At 35.8% G+C, this 26379-nt stretch carries 24 protein-coding genes and 2 tRNA genes; 15 read left to right on the top strand and 11 right to left on the bottom strand.

Annotated features, from left to right (window positions below):
- The first annotated feature begins 256 nt into the window (after positions 1-256).
- The 8 genes from AB1410_06725 to AB1410_06690 all read left to right on the top strand — a co-directional run bounded on the left by AB1410_06725 (position 257) and on the right by AB1410_06690 (position 9311).
- Positions 257-2764 carry a diguanylate cyclase gene (locus tag AB1410_06725; protein MEW6456387.1) on the top strand — a complete coding sequence of 836 codons (2508 nt, stop codon included), beginning with the start codon at positions 257-259 and terminating at the stop codon, positions 2762-2764.
- A 74-nt stretch (positions 2765-2838) separates the two neighbouring features.
- Positions 2839-3618 carry an enoyl-CoA hydratase-related protein gene (locus AB1410_06720; protein MEW6456386.1) on the top strand — a complete coding sequence of 260 codons (780 nt, stop codon included), beginning with the start codon at positions 2839-2841 and terminating at the stop codon, positions 3616-3618.
- Position 3619: 1 nt separating this feature from the next.
- Positions 3620-4090, top strand: coding sequence for a 6,7-dimethyl-8-ribityllumazine synthase (gene ribE, locus AB1410_06715; protein ID MEW6456385.1), 471 nt, complete (start codon positions 3620-3622; stop codon positions 4088-4090).
- Positions 4090-4533, top strand: a complete 444-nt coding sequence (nusB, locus tag AB1410_06710) for a transcription antitermination factor NusB (protein ID MEW6456384.1) — start codon at positions 4090-4092, stop codon at positions 4531-4533. The genes ribE and nusB overlap by 1 nt, the downstream gene beginning before the upstream one ends.
- Positions 4520-6001, top strand: coding sequence for a lysine--tRNA ligase (gene lysS, locus AB1410_06705; GenBank protein MEW6456383.1), 1482 nt, complete (start codon positions 4520-4522; stop codon positions 5999-6001). The genes nusB and lysS overlap by 14 nt, the downstream gene beginning before the upstream one ends.
- Before the next feature lie 60 nt (positions 6002-6061).
- Entirely contained in the window at positions 6062-7282 is a 1221-nt protein-coding gene (locus AB1410_06700) for an ABC transporter permease (GenBank protein MEW6456382.1), read from the top strand.
- Complete coding sequence (locus AB1410_06695) at positions 7275-7943, top strand: ABC transporter ATP-binding protein (GenBank protein ID MEW6456381.1); 669 nt, start codon at positions 7275-7277, stop codon at positions 7941-7943. The genes AB1410_06700 and AB1410_06695 overlap by 8 nt, the downstream gene beginning before the upstream one ends.
- 18 nt (positions 7944-7961) lie before the next feature.
- Positions 7962-9311, top strand: coding sequence for a Xaa-Pro peptidase family protein (locus tag AB1410_06690; GenBank protein MEW6456380.1), 1350 nt, complete (start codon positions 7962-7964; stop codon positions 9309-9311).
- Positions 9312-9396: 85 nt separating this feature from the next.
- Here AB1410_06690 and AB1410_06685 read toward each other — a convergent pair whose 3' ends face one another.
- The 4 genes from AB1410_06685 to AB1410_06670 all read right to left on the bottom strand — a co-directional run bounded on the left by AB1410_06685 (position 9397) and on the right by AB1410_06670 (position 14859).
- Complete coding sequence (locus AB1410_06685; GenBank protein ID MEW6456379.1) at positions 9397-10701, bottom strand: sodium:proton antiporter; 1305 nt, start codon at positions 10699-10701, stop codon at positions 9397-9399.
- A gap of 488 nt (positions 10702-11189) precedes the next feature.
- Positions 11190-12572, bottom strand: a complete 1383-nt coding sequence (locus AB1410_06680) for a M14 family metallopeptidase (GenBank protein ID MEW6456378.1) — start codon at positions 12570-12572, stop codon at positions 11190-11192.
- Positions 12535-12960: a M14 family zinc carboxypeptidase gene (locus AB1410_06675; protein MEW6456377.1), complete on the bottom strand. Its 426-nt coding sequence runs from the start codon at positions 12958-12960 to the stop codon at positions 12535-12537. The genes AB1410_06680 and AB1410_06675 overlap by 38 nt, the downstream gene beginning before the upstream one ends.
- A 42-nt stretch (positions 12961-13002) precedes the next feature.
- Entirely contained in the window at positions 13003-14859 is a 1857-nt protein-coding gene (locus AB1410_06670; GenBank protein MEW6456376.1) for a M14 family metallopeptidase, read from the bottom strand.
- 567 nt (positions 14860-15426) lie between these two features.
- Here AB1410_06670 and AB1410_06665 point away from each other — a divergent pair.
- Positions 15427-16569 carry a class I SAM-dependent methyltransferase gene (locus AB1410_06665; GenBank protein MEW6456375.1) on the top strand — a complete coding sequence of 381 codons (1143 nt, stop codon included), beginning with the start codon at positions 15427-15429 and terminating at the stop codon, positions 16567-16569.
- 368 nt (positions 16570-16937) lie between these two features.
- On the opposite strand, the gene AB1410_06660 is transcribed toward AB1410_06665, so the two are convergent.
- From AB1410_06660 to AB1410_06640, 5 genes are all read right to left on the bottom strand, one after another.
- The gene (locus AB1410_06660; protein ID MEW6456374.1) at positions 16938-18143 is read right to left on the bottom strand and encodes a hypothetical protein; all 1206 of its coding nucleotides are present in this window, start codon (positions 18141-18143) and stop codon (positions 16938-16940) included.
- Positions 18144-18153: 10 nt separating this feature from the next.
- The gene (locus AB1410_06655) at positions 18154-19461 is read right to left on the bottom strand and encodes a cytochrome ubiquinol oxidase subunit I (protein MEW6456373.1); all 1308 of its coding nucleotides are present in this window, start codon (positions 19459-19461) and stop codon (positions 18154-18156) included.
- Between the two features lie 166 nt (positions 19462-19627).
- On the bottom strand, positions 19628-20002 hold the full coding sequence (locus AB1410_06650) for a desulfoferrodoxin (GenBank protein ID MEW6456372.1): 375 nt from the start codon (positions 20000-20002) through the stop codon (positions 19628-19630).
- 15 nt (positions 20003-20017) lie between these two features.
- On the bottom strand, positions 20018-20581 hold the full coding sequence (ahpC, locus tag AB1410_06645) for an alkyl hydroperoxide reductase subunit C (protein MEW6456371.1): 564 nt from the start codon (positions 20579-20581) through the stop codon (positions 20018-20020).
- Positions 20578-21036, bottom strand: coding sequence for an Rrf2 family transcriptional regulator (locus AB1410_06640; protein ID MEW6456370.1), 459 nt, complete (start codon positions 21034-21036; stop codon positions 20578-20580). The genes ahpC and AB1410_06640 overlap by 4 nt, the downstream gene beginning before the upstream one ends.
- A gap of 386 nt (positions 21037-21422) precedes the next feature.
- Here AB1410_06640 and AB1410_06635 point away from each other — a divergent pair, with 386 nt between their 5' ends.
- The 6 genes from AB1410_06635 (at position 21423) to AB1410_06610 (ending at position 24673) form a co-directional block, all read left to right on the top strand.
- Positions 21423-22499, top strand: coding sequence for a class II fructose-bisphosphate aldolase (locus AB1410_06635; GenBank protein ID MEW6456369.1), 1077 nt, complete (start codon positions 21423-21425; stop codon positions 22497-22499).
- Positions 22500-22503: 4 nt separating this feature from the next.
- On the top strand, positions 22504-22860 hold the full coding sequence (locus AB1410_06630) for a MerR family transcriptional regulator (protein MEW6456368.1): 357 nt from the start codon (positions 22504-22506) through the stop codon (positions 22858-22860).
- An 18-nt stretch (positions 22861-22878) separates the two neighbouring features.
- Positions 22879-22955: transfer RNA gene (locus tag AB1410_06625), tRNA-Pro, on the top strand.
- Positions 22956-22973: 18 nt separating this feature from the next.
- Positions 22974-23738, top strand: a complete 765-nt coding sequence (gene surE / locus AB1410_06620) for a 5'/3'-nucleotidase SurE (GenBank protein MEW6456367.1) — start codon at positions 22974-22976, stop codon at positions 23736-23738.
- A complete protein-coding gene (locus tag AB1410_06615) occupies positions 23725-24312 on the top strand; it encodes a YqaA family protein (GenBank protein ID MEW6456366.1) in 588 nt (195 codons plus the stop codon). Before surE ends, AB1410_06615 begins: the two co-directional genes overlap by 14 nt.
- Before the next feature lie 283 nt (positions 24313-24595).
- A tRNA-Pro gene (locus AB1410_06610) sits at positions 24596-24673 on the top strand.
- Here the strand turns inward: AB1410_06610 and AB1410_06605 are convergent.
- Both AB1410_06605 and AB1410_06600 read right to left on the bottom strand, forming a co-directional pair.
- The gene (locus tag AB1410_06605; protein ID MEW6456365.1) at positions 24662-24922 is read right to left on the bottom strand and encodes a hypothetical protein; all 261 of its coding nucleotides are present in this window, start codon (positions 24920-24922) and stop codon (positions 24662-24664) included. The genes AB1410_06610 and AB1410_06605 overlap by 12 nt on opposite strands.
- Before the next feature lie 9 nt (positions 24923-24931).
- Entirely contained in the window at positions 24932-26197 is a 1266-nt protein-coding gene (locus AB1410_06600; GenBank protein ID MEW6456364.1) for a recombinase family protein, read from the bottom strand.
- Between the last annotated feature and the right edge of the window lie 182 nt (positions 26198-26379).

Below are 26379 nucleotides of genomic sequence, written 5' to 3'. Positions count from 1 at the left end.
TCTCTCGCTCCCGTTCGTTATATTATTTCTCTTTCGATAGAATAAATATAGAAGATTATTCTCACTCACTTCGCAGATTTTTAGATGCTCGTCGATATATCGCTCAGAAGATAGTTGACCTCTTAATTTGAATTAATATTTTCAGGCCACTTCATGCCCATAAGATTCAAATTAAGTTATTTTATTACAAAAATTTACATGAATTCCTAAAGGATTGAAATATTATATTTTTATGTGATTTAATAAAAAAAGGAAAATGAAAATAGAAAGCGCTGAGATTAAAGAAGAGAGGGAAAGAAGCAGACTTCAACTTGAAAAACTCAGATTTTACATTAGATTCATAATATCTCTTGTATTAATTCTTTTATATCCATTAATAAAATATAAATATATTAAAGTAGATATTCCTTTTATCGCATTAGTTTTTTCAGTTTCTTTGCTCTTTTTCAACAATTTTCTTGTATGGCTTAAATCCCTCAGGAAAGGAAAATACAATTATTTTTGTTCATTATTTCCACTAATCACAGAATTTTTTATTGTTGTATACTTTACTTTTAAGTACCCCCCTATTTATGTAATAGCTTTTCCCATCTCGATAATTTTTATCATAATCTTTGGTTATATTCATGGAATATGGGGCGCAGGGCTTGTTTTTGTTCTATTAACTTTTTTTCTTTACATTGCCGAGATAAATAAGATTATTGGGGTAAGAGAAGTTCTAATATTTTTTATTTTCTATATTGTTGCATTTGTTTCTGCATCCTTAATGTATTTATTTAGTATTCGAAATATTTCACGATGGGAAAAGATTCTTCTGTACAGACGCTTTATTCAGAACTTAAATTCAATCCTTCCTTCTTATGCTGGTTTAGATGATTTTTGTGAATTTTTAATTAAGAAATTTTCTGAAATTCCCTTTTTCGATAACATATTTATTTTTTTAAAAATAAACGATAAATTAGATTTAAAAAACTTTTCATGCAAAAGGGGAACTAAGGGGAAGAATAGTTTCCAAGTAGGAGAAGGTATAGTTGGTAAAGTAGCTAAAGAAAAAAAGTTATTGAATATAAGGGAAATTGATGAGTGTGAGTTCTCCACTCCTGTTACAAATAATAAAATATCTTCCCAGGTTGCAGTACCACTAACTTACAAAGATGATACTTTCGGGGTTCTTCTTGTTGAAAATGAAATGAAGAACTCCATAAAAAAGGATGAAATAAATTTTTTAAATGACCTATCAGAACTCATAAATAATTTTTATTTAAAAATAAAAAATTTAAAAGAGATTGAGCTTATAAGAAATATCGGATTACAGATTACATCCAGTTTAGATTTTGAAAGCATTCTCAAAAATTCAGTTATTCATATAACAGAAACTTTAAAATATGATACATGCGCAGTTCTACTGAAAGAAAGGGACAGTCTGGTCATAAGAGCAGTAACAAATTTTCCTGAGCATATAATTGGGACAAAGATCTCCGTTGGAAAGGGTATAACAGGGAGGTGTGCATTAGAGAAAAGAATAATAAATATTGGCGATGTTACAAAATGTGAATATTACATAAAATTGGCGGGAAATTTCAAATCGGAAATTGCTGTTCCATTGATGTTTCATGATGAGGTACTTGGAGTAATCAGCATAGAAAGCGAAAGATTCAATGCATTCGGTCCGGATGATGAAAGAACTCTTTCTATTCTTGCCTCAGAAATTTCAGTGGCAATAAAGAATGCAAGAAATCATGAGCAACTTGAGATAATAAGAAATATAGGATTTCAGTTCACATCTATGTTTGACCTTGAAGAGATTTTAAATTTTGTAATTAAGGAGATGTCAGAAAGGTTTGACTACGATCATTGTGCAGTTTTATTAAAAGAGGGGGATGAATTGGTAATAAGGGCTGTAAATTTAGATCCTGAAAAATTAATAGGAAAAAGAATTTCTTTAAATAAAGGAGTTACAGGAAGGTGCGCCAGAGAGAGAAGATTGATTAATGTAGAAGATACATCAAAAAGCTATGATTTTATCAGTTTTAGAGAGGGCTCGTGTTTATCAGAAATTGCGATTCCGATAATTTTTTCAGAAGAGGTATTAGGCATATTGAATGTTGAGAGCTTTCAAAAAAACGCATTTAGTAAAGAAGATGAGAGTTTTCTTTCAGTTTTAGCCTCAGAGATTGCAGTCGCTATTAATAATGCAAAAATTCACACAAAACTTAAAGAAATGGCTATTGTCGATGATCTTACCGGAGTTTATAATTACAGGTATTTTTATGAAATGTTAAGAAAGGAAATTGCACGAGCTCAGAGGTATGATAGAGATTTATCCCTTATAATTCTGGACATAGATGACTTTAAAAAAATCAATGATATTTTTGGACATTTAAAAGGAGATGAGGTTTTAAAAACTCTTTCAGGAATTCTGAGGGAAAGCATAAGAAGGTATGAGGATGTTTCAGGAGTTCGAATGAATGACATAGATATAGTTGCAAGGTATGGAGGTGAAGAATTTGTAATAATTCTCCCTGAAACAAATATAGAAGGAGCTAAAAGAACTGCAGAGAGGCTAAGGAGTTTTATCGAAGCTTCTGTTTCAAGAATATGTAACCTGAAAGATGATGAGGGAAAATTAATACCATTGACAGTAAGTGTTGGAGTTACTAATTACAAGAAGAACGAAAAAGAATTTGATTTCATAAAAAGAGTTGATGATGCTCTGTATAGAGCTAAAAGAGAAGGAAAAAATCAGATTTACACTATAGATTAAAAAAGGGTTTATTGACTGATTAAGGTATATCTGATATAAAAAATTTCCAGTTAAATTAATAAAGAGGAGGTGTAATGGGTAAAAATATCCTATTCGAAAAAAAGGAAGGGATCGGACTTATAAAGTTTAACAGACCTGATAAACTTAATGCTTTAAACTACGAGACACTGGATGAGTTGGAAACATTATTAAAAGAAATAAAAGAAGATAAGGAAATAAAGGTTGTGATATTCACAGGAGCTGGAGAAAAGGCTTTTGTTGCAGGTGCAGATATCAATGAATTAAGTAAATTAGACCCTCTAAAGGCAAAAAGGCTTTCTTTAAGAGGTCAGAGAATTTTTTCAGAGATAGAAAATTTAGAAAAACCAACCATTGCCGCAATAAACGGCTTTGCTTTAGGTGGAGGATGTGAACTTGCCCTTTCCTGTTCGATAAGAATTGCTTCTACAAATGCAAAAATAGGACAGCCAGAAGTTAAGTTAGGTCTTATCCCAGGATACGGTGGAACTCAGAGGCTGGCAAGACTTATCGCAAAAGGCCATGCTATGGAATTGATATTAACAGGTGAAATGGTTTCTTCTGAGGAAGCTTTGAGAATAGGAATTGTTAATAAAGTCGTTCCGCTTGAAGAATTGATGCTGGTTGTCGAATCCATTGCAAAGAAGATAATCGCAAACGGTCCATTGGCTGTTCGACTAGCATCAGAGGCAATAAATAGAGGATTGAATCTCAGTCTTGAAGATGGATTAATACTTGAAGCAAATTTATTTGGCCTCTGTTTTTCTTCAGAAGATGCAAAGGAAGGAACCTCCGCATTTTTAGAGAAGAGAATTCCAGTGTTTAAAGGAGAATAAAATGACAAAAATCTTTGAGGGAAAGTTAGATGCAAAGGGTTTGAATCTTGCTATAGTTATCTCAAGATTTAATGAATTTGTATCAAATAAGCTTCTTGACGGTGCTCTTGATGCCCTGCATAAGCTTGGCGCAGATGAGGGTGCAATTTCAATATTTAAAGTTCCAGGTTCGTTTGAAATTCCTTTCCTAACAAAAAAATTGGCAAAATTGAAGAAATATGACGCAATCATTTGTCTCGGAGCTCTAATAAGAGGCGATACTCCCCATTTTGACTTCCTCAGCGCAGAAATTACAAAGGGCTTGTCCCAGATTTCCCTTGAAGAAGGAATTCCCATCAGTTTTGGTATATTAACAACAGAAACGATTGAACAGGCAATTGAGAGAGCAGGAACAAAAATGGGAAATAAAGGATGGGATGCTGCAATGACGGCTGTTGAACTTGCGAATCTTAATAAGCTGATAAAAAGTTGATGGGAGAAAGGAGAAAGGCGAGAGAAATTGCATTACAGATTCTATTTCAAATAGACCTTGCGGATGGAAAAGTTGAGGAAATTTTAGAGGATTACTGGAAAGACCACAGGACTTCCATTTCTACGAGGGAATTCAGCGAAGATCTGGTTAAAGGAACAATTGCAAATCTTGAGATAGTAGATGGCCTGATAGCTGAAGTATCAGAACACTGGAAGTTAAAAAGAATGGCTGTGGTTGATAGAAATATAATACGTATGTCTATATACGAATTTTTAAAGCACAGAGATGTGCCAAAACCAGCAGTTATGAATGAGGCAATTGAGATTGCAAAAAAATATAGCTCTGATGACGCAGCTAAATTTATAAATGGTATTCTTGATGCTGTGAATAAAAAAATTGATGAAAAAGAGAAATTAGGAGAAAGACCTGATGGCAAAAATTGACCAGGAGTTGAAAAGAGAAGAAAAACTGGCAAAATTGAAAGAAAAAGGAATAAATATATTTCCAAAGAACTATTCAAAAACTCATTCAGTTTCAGATGTTATAAGAGAATTCAGGAATCTTACTTTAGAAGACCTTGAAAAGAATGAGATAAATCTCAGAGTTCCAGGGAGGATAATAGCCATTAGAAAAATGGGAGGAGCTTCTTTTTTTCATATATCAGATGGAGAAGAAAAACTTCAGGGTTATATAAGAAAGGATATGATATCTCCTGAATACTGGGAATTATTTTATCTCCTTGATATAGGAGATATCGTTGGAATTGAGGGAAAACTGTTCAGGACAAGAACTGGAGAGATGACAGTTCTTTTAAGTTCTTTAACTTTTCTTTCGAAATCATTGCATCCTTTACCCGAGAAATGGCATGGTCTTCAAGATGTTGAACTCAGGTACAGAAAAAGATATTTAGATTTGATAGTCAACCCTGAAGTTAGAAAAGTTTTTGAAATAAGAAGCCAGATTATTAAAGTAATCAGAGATTTTTTTGATAGAAGAGGTTATATAGAAGTTGAGACACCGATGATGCATCCAATTCCAGGAGGAGCCATAGCAAGACCTTTTAAAACATACCATAGTGCCCTCGACATGGAGCTTTTTTTAAGGATTGCTCCGGAGCTTTATTTGAAAAGACTTATCGTGGGAGGATATGAGAAGGTTTATGAAATAAACAGAAATTTCAGAAATGAAGGAGTCTCCTTTGAGCATAATCCTGAATTTACAATGCTGGAGTTCTATGAGGCTTATTCAGATTACACTGCCTATATGAAGTTAACCGAAGAGTTAATCGTGGAACTGGCTGAGAAAGTTCTTGGAAAGCATGAGGTTGTATTCGATGGAAATAAAATAGAAATAAAGCTTCCTTTCAAGAGGATTCCTTTTTCTGATTTAATAGAGAGATTCACAGGAATATCTAAAAAAATTCTTGAATCCGAGGATGAACTAACTGAAAAGGCAAAGATGATATGTTCAAAAGAGAAGGCATCGAAAATAAAAACCTATGGAAAAGCACTTGATGCTTTATTTGATGAATTTGCAAAAAAGCGTTTGGTTGAACCAACTTTTGTTATAGATTTTCCAAAAGAGTTATCCCCTCTTGCAAAAAGCTTAGAGGATAATCCAAGATATACAGAAAGGTTTGAATTGGTGATTGGCGGGATGGAAGTTGCCAATGCTTTCAGTGAGTTGAATGACCCAGTTGAACAGAGAATGAGACTTATTCAGCAATCGAAATTAAAAGAAAAGGGCGAGGAAGAAGTTCATGAAATAGATGAAGATTTTGTGGAAGCTCTTGAATGGGGTATGCCTCCTACTGCGGGTGAGGGAATCGGAATCGATAGGCTGGTAATGCTGTTTACAGACAGAACCAACATAAAAGAGGTTATTCTTTTTCCACTCTTGAGACCAAAGTAAAATAAGGTTTTATTTTGAGAAAGAAATTGAACAGGAAAACATTATAAAAGAATTGCCAACATGTCTTTTGAATTTTTTGTAGCTAAAAGATACCTTGTTGCCAAGAGAAAACAGGCATTTATTTCAGTAATTACTTCAATTTCAATCTTTGGAATTACAATAGGTGTAACTGCTTTAATCATTGCAATAGGTTTGATTACTGGGTTTCAGGAGGATATTCAATCAAAGATTCTTAACTCTACTTCCCATATATTAATTTCTGATATAACTGGCGAGGGAATAGAAAACTGGGAAAAGATTGCGAAGAAAATCAAAGAAATGGATAAAAAAAATAGGATTATTTCTGCAACCCCTGTTATCTGGGGAATGAGTCTTCTCATTGGACCTGCCAGGGTTTCTCCAGCAACAATAAAAGGATTGGAACTCGATGAGGAAGTTAAAAACTCAGACTGGCTCAGAAGTCTTGAAAAAGGTAGATTGCCAGAAAATGAAAATGAGATATTGCTTGGAAAAGAAATAGGAAGAAACGTAGGAGCTGATGTTGGTTCGAGTGTAAGCATTTTAATGCCTCGTCCATCGCTTTCACCCTTTGGGGTGATGCCGAAGATGAAAAGATTTAGAGTGAGTGGAATTTTCTCCACAGGTCTTTGGGAATTTGATTCAACAACTTTGATATTTCCACTAAATTCAGCAGAGAAATTTTTTTTGATGAAAGGAAAGATGCATTATATCCAGTTGAAATTGAAAAACATATTCGAAGCTGCTGAAATTTCAGATCGATTAAAGGATGAGTTAGAGTTTAAATATTTTATCACCACATGGATGGACTTAAACCGCTCCCTTTTTTCAGCATTAAAGCTTGAAAAGACAGTGCTTTTTCTTACAATATCTCTAATAGTTTTTGTTGCATCTTTAAACATAATAGCTTCATTAATTCTCACTGTAATAGAAAAGACAAAAGATATTGGTGTCCTCCTTTCCATGGGTACGTCGCCGAAGATGATAAGAAAAATATTTTTTTATCAGGGTGCAATAATAGGTTTACTCGGGACTTTTTTTGGTGCAGTGTTGGGTCTTTTGGTATGTTTTATTGCGACTAAATTTCAACTGATAAAAGTTCCTGTGGATATTTATCAGATACCTTTTGTGCCATTCAGGATTAAAATATTTGACCTGAGCATAATAATTCTAATTTCATTATTAATAAGTTTTACATCAACTTTATTTCCCTCTAAAAAGGCTTCTAAAGTCAATCCCATTGAGGCATTAAGATATGAATGATAATTATTTAAAGATTGAAGGGCTTACAAAATTTTACCCACTTCCAAAGGGACAACTTAAAGTTTTTGAGAATTTAAATTTTGAACTGAAAAAAAATGAACTTGTTGCTGTGATGGGGGTTTCCGGTGTCGGTAAGACAACACTTTTGAATCTTATAGGAACACTGGATAAACCAACCGATGGAAAGATATTTGTAAATGGAAAGGATATATTCTCCATGGATGAAGAGAGTTTGATCAGGTTCAGAAGAGACACTATCGGGTTTATTTTTCAATTCCATCATTTGCTTCCCGAATTTTCAGCAGAAGAGAATATATCTATTCCCCTGATGATAAAAGGAGTAAAAAGGAAAGAAGCTCTGGAAAGAGCAAGAGAAGTGTTGAAGGAAGTTGGAATGGAAGACAGGGCTAAAGAGAAGCCTTCCCAGCTTTCAGGTGGAGAGAATCAGAGAGTTGCAGTTGCAAGGGCACTATGTTCAGAGCCAGAGCTTCTTCTTGCTGATGAACCAACTGGAAACCTTGATCCAAAAACCGCAATTGAAGTATTTTCTCTGATAAAAGAACTTCATTTAAAAAAGGGGGTTTCAACGATAGTTGTGACTCATAATGAAAAAATTGCCAATAAGTGCGATAGAATATTTTTTATGGAGAAGTATAAATAAAATTAGGAGGGAGGGTAAATGGAAAATTCGAGGAGAGATTTTTTAAAAAAGTCTTTATTGGCCTTGCCAATCTTAGGAAATATAGAAAAAATTTTTTCCTTAGAAAGTGTTGGAGAAGAAAAGTCATGCACGACGCCCCTTTTTCCAGGAGAGGATAGATTATCGATTGAGTGGTATAAAGCTATAATCGAAAGATTTAAGAAAAAAATGGAGGAAGCCAGAATCGATGGAATGCTAATGCAGGATCCAAATAATATTATCTACCTTGCAGGCTATTTTCATTCTCCAACAGAAAGACCATGTTACTTGTGGGTTCCTGTTGAAGGAGAGCCATTTTTATTTGTTCCAGGACTCGACAGAGATTTAGTCGAAACATGGTGGATTAAAAATTTTGAGACTTATTTCGACTTTCCCCATGCGGAGACTGGAGGGCTTGATAATCCACAGGGAACTGCGGATTTACTCCAGTGGTGTTTAAAGGCCATCGATAAAAGAGGGTACAGAACCAGAATAATTGGTCTGGAATCTGAGCCAGGACCGAAGAAGCTGAGCAGAATGAAAAAAGTTCTGAAAAATTCAAAATTTGTGGATACCGGTCATATTCCTTTAAAAATGAGAATAGTGAAAACTCCAGAGGAAATAGCCTTGATGAAAAGAGCAATGCTTTACCATGATAAAGCCCTGGAATTTGCGAGGAAATACATTCTTTTAAAGGGAACTGATGCTACAGATTTTGAAGTATCTATGGCAGCTACTGAATATGGAAACAACCTTCTGTTCAAGGATATAAAGAGAGATGGTAGACCTCATACTGCTGTGGGAACGAGGGTAAGCATAGGTTGCAGAACAGGAGTTGGAACAGCATATCCTCATCCGAATCAAGCTCATCATAACAGAATAAAAAGGGGAGATGCTATACAGATTGCAGGAGGAACGAGAATTGGAGGATATGGAGGAGAGGGATACAGGGCATGCCACATTGAGCCCATTCCGGATCTTGCAAGGAAGATGTGGGAAGTCCATACTGAAATGACTATAAAGCAGCAGGAGCTCCAGAAAGCAGGGGCTCGATGTAAAGATATAGCGAAAGAAATCCTTGACATAGCTCATAAAGCTGGCCTTGAAAAATATATATATCATAGACCTGCCCATGGAATTGGAATGGAAGGTCATCAGGCTCCTTATTTAGCTCTTGGAGATGAGACAATTCTGGAAGAGGGCATGGTATTTTCCAATGAGCCAGGACTATACAATCCTGAAGGAGGATATGGGTATAATCACGGAAACACAATTGTAACAAGAAAAGAGAGAGGGGAAATACTTAATGAAACACCTTTAACAAAAGAATGGTGCTGGCTAAAAATATAAGTAAACCTTTTTTTCGTAATATGAGCGAAGGCTGGATGGTAGAGCAACCCCTATGAGGGCTGAGCGGCTCGCTCTATAATTTGCTCTACAAAAAGAATAGAAGCCAAATTGAGAAAAAAATTGGAATCAATAGAGGAATTGAATATTTTATCATATATTCAAGAAACGAAGGACAGTTAATCTTTTGGTGTTCTGATATTGATTTAACCATAAAATTTGGAGCATTTCCGATATAGGTCATTGCTCCAAAAAATACGGCGGCAACAGATATTGCCACAACATATTCAGGAAAATGAATTAATAGATTTTTTACCTCCATTCCTTTAAATCCAATTGCAGCTGAGAGGAAATTTAAATAGGTTGGCGCATTATCAAGAAAGGAAGAGAAAGTTCCTGTTGCCCAGAAAAATGCGCCTGGAACAGTTATCCCTAATTTACCTCCATTCAGTCTGAGCCAGTCAAGGGCAGGAATCATCGTAGCGAAGAGTCCAGCAAATAAAATGGCCACCTCCTCAATTGGGAAGAAATTGAATTCATTTTCTTTATGGATTTCCTTATTTGTAAATTTGTATGAGATTATTGCTGATGTAATCATTATAATTTCTCGAAATGGAGTGTGAGTAAACACTGCAGTAAGGATTAATACAATAAACAAAAGATTATGAAGTCCAAGGATTTCAAATTTAACTTTTTTCTTAGGGTGGGCTTCTTTACTTAGCTTTGAATAATGGTAGTAGTCTATTAAAAAAAATATGGTGAGTACTAAAATTATTGTCAGAAGCCAGATTTGCCAGACATGTTCAATAACCCAGAAGAAAGGCACTCCTTCAAGGTATCCTAAAAATAAGGGAGGGTCGCCAACAGGTGTTAGACATCCGCCAATGTTTGAGACAAGAAATATGAAGAATACTACATGATACGGCTTGATTCTGTAGCGATTAATTCTAAGAAATGGCCTTATTAAAATCATTGATGCGCCAGTAGTTCCAAAGAGATTTGATATGACTGAGCCGATGAATAATATCAGAACATTCAGGAATGGGGTTGTTTTTCTTTCTGTTCTTATTAAAATTCCTCCTGAGACAACAAAGAGAGAGCCAATTAAAGAGATAAAGCTAAAATATTCAAGGAAGATTCCCCATACTCTTGGTGGGTTGTGAAAGAATAAATAGTAACTTACCACGATGAACCCAAGAAATAATGAAAAATACTGAAAGTTTTTATCCCACCATTCTTTATTTATTAATGGAAAAACCGCAATAGAAATTAGTAAAAGAATAAATGGAATCGACCAGAATGGGCTTATTGGAATTATTTCAGTTTTTTGGGAAGAAAAAGAAAAGATTGGGATTACAAGCAACAAGGAAATAATTGTCAATATTTTTTTCATTCCATAAACCCAATAAAGACAATTCTTATAGACTATCGAAGCATCTTTGTCAAATTCAAGCGTTTTTTAAGGCCTCAATCATCCCCCCTTTTTTGGCAACCATCTTCTGAGCGATATATCGAGGAGCATCTAAATACCTAAGAAGTGAGTGAGAGTACTCTCCTAGATATTCATTTTGATGCGAGGAGATCTGAGCGAAGGGGATGATTGCTCTCTTTAAAAATATTGGAAGCATCTCTAATTTTAGTTGACTCGGTGGAACAAATACAACGTGTTTTTCGAAGCTTCCCTTGCTGCCCAGTAAAATGCAAAAAATTTGGGGTCAGGTCTCATTTTTTGCATTTTTTTAAATTTTTATATTTAGAGAATTAGAAATACCTTATCCTCTTTATTGAAAATATTAATCTAAATCAAAAAGGTCAATCATACTTCGATCAAAAAGTATGTTCGACCTCCTCTGAAAAAATCTGGATAACTTTCTCTAATTTTTAAATTTTAATCTCTGCCTGGTCTATTCCACCTTTAACAGAATCAATTGTAATTTTAATGTTTCCTTTTCCTTTTATTGTGAATTGAATAATTCTTGTTGACATACCAGGTATACTTGTTATTTCAATATATTCAGGATGTTTTTCAACAGGTGTTACCACTCCTGTGTACTTATCGACAACAAATCCAGCTGATAAAACCTTTATATCTTTTCCATATATTTTAACCTGATCCGCTCTGCTTATTTTGTTCTGAACATCTTGAGCAGTTCGGGTGGGGATCATTCTCTGGTTTTCCAAAGTAACCCATATATTGTGAAGGTCTCCATCAATTTTTTTCACCTCAACATTTTGAATTTTAACCTGGGGCGTACAATCCGCATAGAAAAGAGTGAACGCAGCATTTCTGTGGCATTCTTCTTCCAACAAAAATGAAGGTGGCATTCTTGTGAAATTCTTTTTGAACCCTCCTATCTCAACTTCTCCGAACTGAGGATGTTTAAAAGGTTTCCAATCAACAAATGTATCTCCAAAAAGTAAAAGGTCGTTAAAATCATATGGCTCTTTATCAGGCTCAAACATCCTTGTCCTTCTTTCCTGATAAGGAGGAGTTTTTTTGCGGAAATAATTTTCTGAAGTAAAAAGCTCGTTTGAAAAACCCAGGACTCCTCTCCCAAGATAGAACCAGTCTAATTCTCCTCCCCATACTGTATACATATCTTTGTAAACAGTGACAAATCTGTAACCTGGAATTATTTCCTCTCCTTTTTTTCCGATGTATTCAAAAATTCCTGCATCTTGAAATGCGTATGGAGTATCTTTCTGTCCTGGGCCCTGAAGTATCATTCCTCCAAAATTGTGGTAACTCTGAAATGCAGCGATATTTTCATGTTTTAAAACAAATTCTCCTACTGCTCTTGTCTCAGGAAGGGAAAAGGGATATTCATGGGCACCTCTCTGGATGTATTCAGGCTGCCAGTTGAACGGCCAGTTCCTGTTTAAGTCATATCCCCCTGGTCCATCCTCGTTAATTCTTCCATCTCCATCGTTGTCAATACCCTCGAGTCCAAGAAGGGTGTAAGTTCCCTTTTCGTCAGGTTTACACCTTACCATTACTCTTGGGTCTTCAGAGGAGGGCTTCCACCTTCCGTTAGGGTCTTTTATCCTGATCTGGCAGATATTCCCATCTCCATCTAAATCTTCATATCCATCTTCATCTATGAGACCATCCATGTCATCATCGACTGGTTTTTTCCCACTCCTTGATGAATTCGGTGTATTGGGATAATGAATGAACCAGTCTCTTCCATCTGGGTTAATGGTAGGAATAATATAGAAAACCCTATCATCTACAAGTTCTGTTATTTTTTTGGTTGTTTCCATAATTTTCTAAAAGATACCATGCTGTATAGAGTGCCACCTCACTTCCCTGAATTTCATTTCCATGAATGTTACCATCGATGTACATTCCTGGCTTTTTGTCAGGGTTTCCTTTCTTGAAATTTGTTATTTCGATACATATGATATCTCTTCCTTCAGTAGATTTTCCAATTGAGTATGCTTTAGCAAGGGAAGGAAATGCCTTTTCAAGCTTTATCATGATGTCTTTTATCTGGGAAGAGTCGTAGTAGCGGTTCCATGAGACATCCACTTTTGGGTTTTTGATTAGCCCTGCAGCATTTAATCCAACCTTTTTTTCCTCAGATTTTAGATAAGCTGTCAGAGGCATTATCAATAAAAAAGCAATAATAATTTTTTTTATGTTTTTCATTTTTATTTCCTCCATTTCAAATTTTCTCATCTAAAATAGTGCTCAATTCAATACTATCTCTTTTGAAATTTCACCAGCTTTTTGAGAATCTACATTTACAGTAAATTTTGAACCTTTCTTACCATTTATTATCCATGTAAGTTTATGAGTTTTGTTCATCCCATCTATTGATTTGATAAAACTAATTTGATTTCCAGCAATCATTTTCTGCCCGTTTAATTTTAACTCGACTTTTATCGGTCGAACTCTTCTTGCGTTTATTGGATGGGTTAAACCTGTCGGCAGGTATCCATTGTTAGTTAACTCAACAGTTATTTTATATAGATTTTTCTCTAAGTTTTCTATTTTTGTCCTGGAAATTGAGATTTTTGGTAGAAGACCCGCTAATTGAACAAAAAATTCTGAATGCTTTTTTCCCAGCTCTTCAATTAATTTTTCAGGAGGGTTTATTGTTATGTATGGCTTAATTCCTCCTACCTCCACTTCTTTATCAGGAAAGTCAGGGTGCTTGATTTTCTGCCATTGCACAAACCCATCAATTTTATCCCTGTCGATCCATTTTAAGATTTTTTTCTCGTCAATCCCTTCTTTTTCCTGCCCTTCTGTCCGTTCTCTTCTTTGCATAAACTGAGCGAATTGGGGAGGAACCTGCGCAGGAAATTGTGCTGGCATTTCGGTTCCCCTTTGTTCCATGGATGGCATTTTTCTTTCTTCTTTAACCTCAGGAGGAAACCAGACTCTCGAACAAATGGATAGTGCTCCATAATGAAAATATCCCCATTCTGAGAAGTTTCCGTTAATTTTTTGCGGTTGAAATTCAGGTTTAATCCCTGTAATCTTTTTGTAAATGTCTGATACATAGGTAAAGTAAGGAATATCTTCTTTTACAACATTTTTTTCTGGCATTCTTCCCAAGGAGGCTCTTATCTGCTCAATGGAAACTTCAGGCGGAAGGACTATTCCAGAGGGTAGTTGAAATTGGTCAGTAGCTCTTGCGGGTGCAGAAGGTTTCGGTGGGAATAAAATATTATCGTTTGAGGAAAAAGTCAGGATTATTGCTATGTTTGGATGGGAGATGGAAAAATCAGCTAAAGCTCTACTTTCATTCTCAGAGACTTGGTATATTCCTGCTCCTTCTGAAAAGAATTTATACTCAAAAGGAAAATTCTGGTTGATATTTATCCCTCCTGGCCAATCTTCGTTAAAGCTTTCGTCCTTGTCATTATCAATTCCCTCTAAAAACAATTTATACTCGCCTTTTTCGCCCTTTGTGATATCAGCTTTTTTCATCACTCTCTTATCTTCAGGGTCTATAATGTATTCTCCTTCCGTGTCTTTTATTCTCATCATTGTAATTGCACCATCTCCGTTTAAATCCTCAGGTGGGTCTTCATCAACTCTCCCATCTTTATCATCATCCCATGGTTTTAAATTATACTTTTGTTCATACAACGGTTTTTTAAACATGAATTCAGCTCCGTCAGGATTAGCCCTCGGGATAAAATAAAACACATTCTGTTCTAACAATTTTTTTACATTTTCATCTTTTCCATAGTTGGATAAGAGATGGTTGATTAAAAAAAGGGAAATTTCACTTCCAATCAGATGGTTTGCTTCCACATTCCCTACCACAAGTATCCCAGGTTTTTTCTCAGGATTCCCTGTTTTGTAGTTTGTAACCTCTAAAGCCCAGATCTCTCTATTCTGCAGTGTTTTTCCGATTGGAATCAATTTTGATATGTTTCTGTTCTTTTCGTTTATGGCTTTTAATGCAGTAGTGAGCTCATCATAGCCATGGTAATTTGAGAAAGAAACTTTTAATTCTTCTGGATAAATATATAAATTAAAAACAAGAAATAAGAAAATTAGAAGGATTGGGAAGCTCTTAAACGCTTTCATTTCTCACACTCCTTTATATTTTTATTTTTTTATGTATTGCCTTTTTCACTAAAAAAACGAAAAAATTGAAGAACCCCGCAATAAATGGCGGGGATTCTTCGACGGCAAGGTATTTTATCATTAAGATTGCTCGTCTTACCCGCCCTTGGAGGGGCGGGATTGCATCGAGCTTCCCGTTCAATCTCATGCTAAAATATAATACGCAATTAAAGAGAAAAAGTTCCTGTTTTATCTCAATAAAATAAGTATTTTTTTTATTGTTTAATCTTTATAGCTTAACATATAATTTATATTGTGTGCTTTCCCATAAGTATCTTCATAAATAATCAACTTCTTAAAAGCACACTACAACGAAATGTATTTTAGTGACACGACACCAATACAAACGTATTTAATTTTAATACATTTCTACCCCCTCACCCTTCCCTCTCCCCTAAGGGGAGAGGATTAAAGCTTGCCCCGAACCTTGCTCTGAACTTGTTTCATGGGTTGATACGGGGGTGAGGGGTAAAAATAGAATGTAACAAATATTTGGGCGTTTGTATTAGTTTTAAGGAGAAATAAGCAATGACAACAGGAATTAGAATAAAACCTGAAGAAAATGAGGTATACCTTGAGAAATTGAAAGGAACAACAGCCATACAAATTTTTTTGCATACGAAGGAAGATCTTGTATTTTCAATTGATATATATTCATTTCAGCCTCAGAACCATCCTGAAAATCATCTTGGGTGGTGGCATTTTAAAATGGAAAATGGAAATCATCTTTTAGGCCTGAGGTTTGATTTTAATAAAATCAACGAAAGCTCTTTAAAGGTATTTAAAGAAGGAAAAGAAATTACACCTGAAAATTTATGGGTCAATCCTTATTATAATCTGGATCCATTACAGGACTGTAAGTTAGTTTTTTGGAATAAAAATACAGAAATAATTTTTTTGAAAAGAGTGTTACTGAAAATCGATGATAAAAATGTTTTAAAGTCTTTCTATAAAAGGCAATATATTAGAGATGGATACACCCCTGAGATGCCTTTCCTTCATTTACTACATCAGTATAAATTAAAAATTTTAAGGAAGTATTTTGCTAAATATTTCAGAGGTAGAGTGCTTGATGTTGGATGTGGGCTCTCTCTGTTTACTGCAATCGAAAGAAAATGGAAGTTTAAAATATTTGCAGGAGATATAGAGTTTGAGCTCATGAAGGAGAGAAAGGAGAAAAGGCCTGATATAAGCTGGATAGTTTTCGATGCTTCCCATCTTCCCTTTAAATCTGAAAGCTTTGATTCGATTTTTGCAGGAGAAATTTTAGAACATCTTCCCGGCCCGGAAAAGGGAATTAAAGAATGGAAAAGAGTTCATAAGGTGGGAGGAATTTTAATAATTACAACTCCAAACAGGGAAAGGAGAATAAATAGAATCAACAGACAGAACTGGCCATTTAGCCCAGACCATTTGAGAGAATTTTCTTTTGAAGAACTGAATAAAACTATTCTTCCTGAAGCTGGGTATAAACCTTTAAAAAAGAAGGGAATTTACATTGAACTTTTTACAAAATCAAATAAATGGTGGAAAGAAGACTATCTTCAGAGGGAAGGGAATAAAAAGTCGAATAAATTGATGATGAAATTTTTAAACCATTTAGGGTTTTATTTCCCAAAACATTCTCTTGATTTAATCACCGTGGCAAAAAAGCTAAATAAAGATAAGTAATTTTTTAATAAGAATTAAGCAGATTTAATACAAAAGTAATAAATAATTTGTAGGGCAACCCTTCAGAGCCCGCCCCGAACCTTGCCCTGAACTTGTTTCCTGGGTTGATTTGGGGGTTGCTTGATGCAAGGCTAAAGCCTTGCCCTCCATGTCAATTTATTTAATTCGTTTGTATTAGTATCTAATGGGATATTTTTTATATAGAAATGACTATTCAAAAATGAGTGAGGCTTTAGGTGAAGGAAGCAGCCATCTTTGAAGTTTCAATCCAGCTATTCCCTGAAAAATAATCACTCGCGTTCACTCTGTCAGAGTCTGCATCTAAGGTGGGGGATATCCCAGAGATCGTAAAACAGGGCGTGAAGCTTTTAGCTTAACGTAATTACAACTCCTAATCCTCCTACTATAACTATCCAGATTAGAAGTAGAACTACACCTATCTTACCCCATCTGTTTATGGTAGGAGTAGCAAAATATTCCCGAGCTTCCCTTCCTGATTTAAAGGCAATGTATAAAAGATAACCTGCTACTATTAAGCCAATAAGAAATGTGAGGAGGAAAAGAAAGGTGCTTCCCCAGTCAATATTCAATTTATAATCAAAGATAGAATAGCCAATTTCTCCAAGGTATTTCATCCTGAGAGCTTCCCTTGAGTAGGACATTCCAAAGATGGTCAGAAAACCTAAAATTATAGAGGGTATAGCATATTTGAACGGCTCCCTTTTTGCAGAATAAAGAAGAAACAGAAGCCCCAGACTCAAAAGAACACCCAACAAAAGGAATGGATTCAAATAGAAGGTAAACTTAGATGGAACACTGAATAACCACCAGAATCCAATGATTACCTGGATCAGGGTGAAGACAAAAGCCAGGTTTGCACCGGTTTTCCCAACCCACTGGAGATAATTTTTATCCATATCTTCCCTTTCCTTAAAATACCAGGCAAAAAGGAGAAGATATATTCCTGTCATGGCAAAGGAGGGGATAAGGAAGTGTAAGAATCGCGGGATCTGAAAGGAATGGAGGGAAGAACCAGAGATGTTTATTGATGCGCCCTTGAAATACCAGGAAAGCCATTTATCAGGTTGTAGGAGCTGGAAGTTTAAAACATGCATGATAAAACCTGCAAAAAGGAAAAGGATAAAGGCTATAATCCCGAATATAGCAAAACCCGATTCTTTTCCGGGAGTAGATTTAAAATAAAGGACATAGGTTAACCCATAAGCAATCATCATAATTAATATGAAGCCAATAACCCAGATGGCAGAGATGGTATTGGATGTATACCAGAAGGGATCATAGATGACCTGGACAAACAGAAGGGGAGCTATTCCAAAGAGCATTGCCATTGATATATTCACTATCGTGGCCTTAACGAGAGAACGGGAAAGATACCTCCAGTATTCTCCACCCTTTAAATACCCGTAAATGGATAAGAAGGATGTCCCCAGGGTAAAATTGACAAAGAGGATATGAAGGGCGAAGGTTAAAACCATCAAAAACTGAAATACAATGGGATAAAAGGGAACTCCCATTGGGTCTCTTAATGTCTCAATTATTTTGGCGATTTCCATGGTTTCCCTCCTATTTACTTATTGAGATTAAATAGTTAGCCAGTGCCTTCTTTTCTTCATCTGTTCCCAAAAATGGCGGCATGTATGGGAAGGCATCCAGCGTATCTAAAAGATCTACCGCATCTTGGACAGTATTGAGCTCAGATCTTTTTACCATCTTTGGCAAAGGTCTCAATCCCTTTTTATTAAGGGTGTGACAGGAAGAACATTGCATCATGGCGATTAATCTTCCAGCTTCCATTCGATTTTCATTGTTTATCTTACGCAAGTTGGCAGGGACAAAGGGAGAAACATTCAATATCCCTTTTTTCTTGATCAAGCTCACCTCATCCTTCACTCCTTTTGAAGAAATAGAAATGGCGATCAGCTGGTTAGAATACATGTATTTGGGTATTATATAAGGCTTCCTTAGGATTTCTCTGCCCCTTTCCGCTGAAAAGATCCCAATGAAAAGCACCACAATAAAAAGAATGGAGGGCACAACTCTTAAGCTTAGTGGTCTCAAATTGGAATAAATAAAATAAAGAAGTACAAGAGAAAAGGATATAATTAGTGATATTGTAAGTCCTTTTGGCACTACGACAAACAAATCCTTTGCTTCAGTTGGTAAGGCCTTTAAATACAAGAAAAATAGAATAGCAGTAGCTATTAAACCAGCCATACCCCATTTAGATGCTGATTTCACGATGAATTTTTTTACATCCTCATTTTTAAGGCTTGATCCTACCGCGAGGGCGTAAACTGCTGCCACTGCAAACATAAAGGCTGTTCTTACTAAAAGTTGGAACCAGTAGGTCTGATTGAAGAAGCCGTGGAAGAAGTTTCCAGTTTCTGTCCATTTACCAGTGGAGAGCATGAAGGCAAGGATTCCTGTAATGATGATCATTGTAGTCCAGGAGCCAATGGCAAATATCCACCCTATCTTAAGATGAGTCGACTTATCTACCTTTCCAAATGTGTAGAAGTAGACAAATATTCCTGTTACCTCAATTATAAAAAAGACCCATTCCGTTGCCCATCCCCAGACATAATTATGAATCAATCCTGATATTCCCCTGGGATTCGCAACTGTGGCTGAAAACCATATACCAATCCCGCTGAGAGAACCAAATACATAAGCAAAGACCAGTATAATCAATGTATACTTTTTTAGAAATTCGAGGAGTTCTGGCCTGTTTTCCCTGTATGCTTTTGTTTCAACAAAAACATTGAACCACATGGCACCGGTGGAAAGATGGGATGGAAGGATGTGAAACGCAGCCACCAGACCTAAAATAAGGCCCGATGTTAAAAAAGGAACTTCCCAAATAGGATACATAAAAACCTCCTTTAAATATTTAGAGGCTGTTCAATAGCCTCAAAACTCTGAATAGAAACTTTTATAATCAATGCTATGTCTTTTTAGGCGCCATTTTTATAAAAGATAGTGCCGTGCCCATCGATGGGCACGACACTATGAGATCTGAAAATCATTTGCTCGATTACTATCCTCTCCATAAACCGTGGAGATTGCAGTATTCCCTTGCAGATACCTTTTCCAATTTCACTGGGAAGAAGGCTTCAGGCTTATCATCGGGTCTTAGATATTGGCGGTATACCTTTTTATCGGCAATTAACTCAATCCACTCGATGTAATGCTTCTCCTCCATGGGATGAGGGACACTTCCCACCTTTACAAGAATCCCATCATCCTTAATCTCAACAACAGGGATATGCTTTTCTCTTGATGCATCTACTGTATTTTCCACTAAAAGTTTCATTAGCTCTCCACAGCATTCAAGCTGACCTTTAGATGCATGAATTACCTCAACCATATTGCCACAGACACTGCATCGATAAACCTGCAATCTTTCTTTCATGTTTTGAACTCCTTTTTATATCTTGCCAACCAAATCCAATCCAGGCTTTAGGGTCTTTTTCCCAGGCTCCCAGCTGGCAGGGCATACTTCACCATTGTGCTCACGGACATACTTGGCAGCCTGAAGTTTCCTGAGCAGTTCCTTGGTGCTTCTCCCGAGACTGTTATCATTGATTTCTGTTACTCTCAGCACTCCATCAGGGTCAATGATGAAACTCCCTCGTAGGGAAACGCCTTCCTCTTCTAAGTAAGTCCCGAATTCGCGACAGAGCTTCCCTGAAGGATCTGCGAGCATTGGATATTTGATCTTCTTGATGGAAGGGGACGTGTCATGCCAGGCTTTATGAACATAAACAGTATCCGTGCTCGCACTGAGAACCTCGGCATCCAATTTCTTAAATTCATTATAAGAGTCAGCTGCTTCTTCCAGTTCCGTTGGGCAGATAAATGTGAAATCCGCAGGATAGAAGATCAGTACCACCCATTTCCCTTTGTAATCGGAGAGTTTAATTTTTTTGATCTCTCCGTTGTGATAAGCAGATAATTCAAAATCTGGAACTTTTTGATTAACTTGTATCATTTTTTAACCTCCTTTTTCTTAAAATTAAGACCAAAATTATTTTCAAAGAATTTTTTTCTTTCTCTACTCAATGCTTCAAAACTCATCTTTTTAAGTTTTTCCTCTGTTTCCTTTTTAATCTTTCCCCAAACAGGATGAACACTGCATATATTGCTGAGATCGCACTTCCTTTTATCAATTGCACACACATTTATAGAAAGAGGTCCTTGTATTATCTCGATTACCTCCATAAGGCTAACTCCTTTTGGTTCCTTCCCAAGGGAAAATCCTCCTTTTCTCCCCTTGTTGGATTTTACAATCCCTGTTTTCTCCAATTTCTGGAGAATTTTAGCTAAAAAGCTTTTAGGAATGAGCATCGATTTCGCAATCTCATCAACATTGGCTATTATCCCTTTTTTTTCGGAGAGATATAGAACGCACCGAATAGCGTAATCAGTTTTCCTCGTTATAAGCATGGCAAATTAAATAGGACTATTTTAGTCCTAATTTTAAAATTAAAAATTATATTTGTCAAGAGGTCTTACGATCATTTTGGAGTCAACGAAAATCGAAGTAGTTGGGATATTGGAAGTAAATATATTTCCTAAAGCTGAGGACATCAAGAGAGACCTCTGAAAAAGTCCATCTGCTGCGTTGCAATTTCAGCTTTATCGCTCCAACGTACAGGAAGTACGCCTCCGCTCAAAGCTTCACTGCGCCTTGCATCTGGAGCTTTTTAAGAGGTCTCTAAGTAAATATTCTTATAAGGTATTTTGTTAATAAAAATTAATTTTTAAGAGACCTCCAAGAATAATATTGACTCTTTTTTTGGTAACTGTTATTAATAATCGAAGAAAAACAAATGGGACTGAAGACAGTTTTAGAGAGAAGACCTGAAAATGTCATAAAAAAATTGGGAAAATCTTCGAATGTTCCCGTTATTTCGAGTAAGCGTATATTTGATTCTGTGTTTGAAGAGGATGTGGTTTTGATGGCTGCAAACACAAGGATAAAGTGGGTTATTCCTGGAATTATGAGAGCTGCAAAAGATTTAAATGCTGTTGTGGGTTTTGAGCTTGCAAAGTCCGAATGTAATCTTGAAGGAGGATATACAGGCTTTACCCCTGAAGATTTTTTTAACACAGTTGTGGAGTTTGCAGAGAGAGAAAGATTTATTATTCCTTTTTTTATTCATGCAGACCATACCACAGTTAAGAATACCTCTGAACAGGAAATTAATTCGACAAAAAAACTTATCGAGGAGCAAATAAAGGCTGGTTATACATCATTTGCTATAGATGCCTCCTACAATGAAATTGATGATAATATAAGAATAACTTCTGAATTAGCAAAGCCTCTCTATGAGATGGAGTTTGGAATTGAAGTGGAAGTTGGCGAAATAAAATCCACAGGGCAGAAGGCAGAGCTTACAACAAAAAAAGAAGCAAAATACTATATTGAGTCTTTGATATCAAATGGAATAAATCCCAATCTTTTAGCCATTAACAATGGAGCAAAACATGGAAATTATCTTGAAGGAGAGGAAGTTTTTATCGACCTTGAAAGAACTCTCGAGATAGCAAAAACCATTGAAAGACATGGAGTAAGAATTGCACAACATGGAACAACCGGAACACCAGATAATATAATATCTGTATTTAAAGAAAGTGGGATAAGAAAAGCAAACATAGGAACACTATGGCAGAATGTTGCTCACAGACATTTTCCAGAAGAAATTATGGTGAGGATGAAGGAATGGTCAGAAATGAATAAAAAAGATATAAAATTTGCCACAAAAGAATTTAAAAAAGAAATAGATTCTTTCGATAAAACCACTACAGAAAAGATTGCAAAAGCTTCTTACGAAGAAGCTTACAGGTTGATTAAAATTCTTGGAGGAGAAGATACTGCTTCCCTTGTTCTTGAACATTTAAAATAAGAGAATGGGAAAGAAGTTTTTTAACATAGATTTAGAAGGAAAAAGTTTCTTCAAGATCGATGATATTTCTAAATATCTTAATGTTGATAAAGAAGTAATCAATTACTGGGAGGAAACATTTCCATTTATAAATTCTAAAACAAATTCAGATGGTGAGAAGTTATATGATAAAAAAAGTATAGATATATTTTTCAGGATAAATGAGTTGCTCACAAAGGAGAATTTGACATTAGCTGGGGCAAGGAGGAAACTTCATGAAGAGATAGCCAAGAGAGAAAAAGTTGAATCATTCAAAGATAAAATTTCTTGGATAAAGACTGAACTTTTGCAGCTGTTGACAACCTTAAAGGATAAACGCTAAAATTTAACTTTAGTAAGTCGGGACGTGGCGCAGCCTGGTAGCGCACACGCTTGGGGTGCGTGTGGTCGGTGGTTCAAATCCACTCGTCCCGACCATTTTTTTATAAACTTTAAATGATATTACTTACAAATGATGATGGATTTCTTTCAAAGGGATTGGCAGAGCTCCATAAAAAAATTTCCAGGTTGGATAAAGTATTGATTGTAGCCCCTCAAAAGCAAAAATCTGCAGTAAGCTTTTCTCTAACCCTCCATAGGCCATTAAGGTTACAGAAATTCAAAAAAAATTTTTTTATTCTGGATGGAACCCCCACAGATTGTGTTAATTTTGCCTTGATGAAGATATGCGAAGAAAAGCCAATCCTTATAATTTCTGGAATTAATAAAGGGCCAAACTTAGGAGAGGATGTTCTTTTTTCAGGCACGGTTTCAGCTGCAGTTCAGGGAACACTTTTTGGAATATATTCTCTTGCTGTCTCTTCTATACCTGATGAAAAAGGAAATTATAGATTTGATGAAGCAGCTGATATATCAATTAGAATTTCAAAATGGGCATTGAAAAACGGACTTCCTGATAACACTACATTATCCATTAACATCCCTCCTTCTCCAAAGGGAATTAGAATTACTTCCCTTGGAAATAAAAGATACTTCCCTCAAATTATCGAAAGAACTGATCCAAGAGGTGCATCATATTATTGGATAGGTGAGGGAAAGGCAGAAAGTGCTGGTGATGAAAACACTGATGTGGGAGCAATAAGGGAGGGATATATATCAGTGACACCGATTCATCTTGACTTAACAGATTATAAAGCAATTGAATTATTGAAGTCGAAAAATTTAGAAAGGATATTTAAAAAAAAGAATGAAAATTATTAGAGGGCTCTATGATTGGGTTCTTAAATGGGGAAATTCAAAATATAGTGTTCTGGCTCTTTTCATCGTTGCATTTGGAGAGTCATCCTTTTTCCCGATTCCTCCTGATATTCTTCTTATTACTTTAAGCATTGGCGCGATAACAAGATCATTTTACTTTGCGTTTATAGCTTCTTTAGGATCTGTTTTAGGGGGAATGTTTGGATATCTTATTGGGCTTAAGTTTTTTGAGATTGTAGGAATTCCTATAATCAATTTTTATGGATGGATGGAAGAATACAATTATGCTAAGGAACTTTACAATCATTATGATGCATGGGCTGTGAGCATTGCAGGATTCACCCCAGTCCCATACAAGCTTGCCACAATAACAGCAGGAGTTTGCAAAATTGATTTTAAAGTTTTTGTGATAGCCTCTGCATTAAGCAGGTCAGCAAGATTTTTCCTTGTGGCTTTACTTTTTAGGATATTTGGCGAGAGGGTGAAAGGGTTTATCGATAAGTATTTCAACCTTTTAACGATAGTATTTTTTATCCTTTTAATACTTGGATTTCTCTTTGTAAAATATATACTTTAAAAACAGTAAACTGTAAACAGTAAGCAGTAATGTAAAAAAAGAAATACACATCAAAAACCTAAAAATGTTTAGTTATGAGAAAAAGGTAGCACAAGAAAAAAAGAAACTTGAAAAAATATTTGTTAGAACTTAATGTTGTGTTATATTATTAGATGTATATGAATTATATATTTACTAGGATAGATTTAATATTTAGAAATATATTCTGCTTTTTAAGAGCTTGCAAACATTACTTTTTGCCAAATACTGACAGCTGATTACAGTTGACTGATTACCAATTTGGCGGGGTGTAGCGCAGACTGGTTAGCGCACCTGCTTCGGGAGCAGGGGGTCGGAGGTTCAAATCCTCTCACCCCGACCAAATCGGACTTTCGGGTTTTTGGGGAAAAGAAAAACGATTTTTTGACATCTTTTCTCCCAAAAATTCTTTATCATAACTCTTTTTATAATAAGGAATTAAATCAAATGGCTTTTCAAAATCTAAAAATATTTTCCTGTCCAGCAGGCGATGGTTCGTTCCAATTTTTTCCACAAAGATTTTTATTTCATAAAAATCTTCTGACGAAGCAAGTTTTTCGGCGTGGTGAGCAGTTTTTATCCATTCTCTCAATGGTTCGATTCAATTGTTTCCCTTTCGCCCAAAATCTGACTTTTTCTGCAAAAGCTCTGTTTTTGTCTTAATCAGCTCGTCTTTTTTAACCAGATAGATTTCTTTATCAATAACCCCCTCAAGAAAGGCATTTACTAATCTATCAAGTTTTAGTTCTGTTTCCTTAATTTTTTCCTCAAGATTTTGGGCGAAAGTTTGTGAAGACTGGTTTTGTTCTTTTTCCCATATCTCTACTTGAGCAAGCATTAATTCTTTCCAGTCTTTGCAAAGAGCGACTTTTGAAAGTTCCTCTTTCAGTTGGGCAACAAGTAAATCCTCTCTTAAATATTTCTGACTGCAAGGCCCAAGTCGTTTAGTACACCTATAATAACGATATGTTCCACCATTGCCGTGTGCGTATTGTGCAGTTATGGCAGCACCACACTCGCCACACCTTAATAAACCCACAAAAGGAAAGTTATGACTCTTTTTACTTTTTCTCTGCTTGGCTCTATCTTTTAAAACTCTATGCACAGTTTCAAAAGTCTCTCTGGAAACAATTGGCTCAAATCTGCCTTCATAGGTCTCATCTTTATGGACAATCACACCGATATAAACAGAGTTGGTGAGCATCCGTTGAAGTGTATCCTTGCAAAGTTTTGTTCCATTTTTGCTCACCACGCCCCAAAAACTCAGACGGTCTCCTAAGCTTTCTAAGGTATGTCTTCCTTGCGCAAATTCTTCAAAAGCTTTCTTTACAATTCTGGCTCTTACAATATCGGGTTCAATATTCCTTGTTTTAGGATTATTTACATATCCAAGTGGGGCTAAACCTGTCCATTCGCCTCGCCTGAGTTTTTGGCAAATCCCACGCTTTACATTTTCAGACAAATTATCCGAGTAATATTTTGATTGGCCAAAGGCGACCTGAAACATAAAAAGTCCTTGTGGAGTTGGCTCAAACCAGAAAGTAGGGAAGCACAAAGAAACAATCTTGCCAATATCTACGAGATAAATAATCTGCCCACCGTCAACGCTGTTTCTAGCAAGACGATCAGGATGCCACGCCAAGAGTCCAAGAGGAGCTTTGCTTTCATTTATCTTAGCTAGCATCGCATTAAAAACTTCTCTGCCCGGTTTCTTTGCGCTTTTACTTTCAACAAACTTTTCTATCACTTCTAAATTTTCTCTTTTGGCATATTCTGCCAACTCCACAAGTTGAGCTTCAATAGACATTACTTGTCTTTCTTCGTCTTCTGTGCTCTTACGAGCATAAAGAAAATATTTAGTTTTCATAGTTTCACCTCTTAATTAATTGTTAGTCGCCTTTGGCATCCCAACTTTGTCGGGATTGCGTCCTCGACCTCGCAAAAAATCTTTTTTTATTAAGAGTGCGCCGAACAAAATTTTTTAAAAAGGAATTATTTTTTGCTCGGTCTCGTCCGCCTCTGCCCTTAACCAAAGAAGCAAATGCTTCT

The organism is Acidobacteriota bacterium (genome assembly GCA_040756905.1).
In the GTDB taxonomy this organism is placed as follows: domain Bacteria; phylum Acidobacteriota; class Aminicenantia; order JBFLYD01; family JBFLYD01; genus JBFLYD01.
The sequence above is the reverse complement of the archived record's forward strand: the minus strand, read 5'-3'. Positions and strand labels throughout refer to the sequence as shown.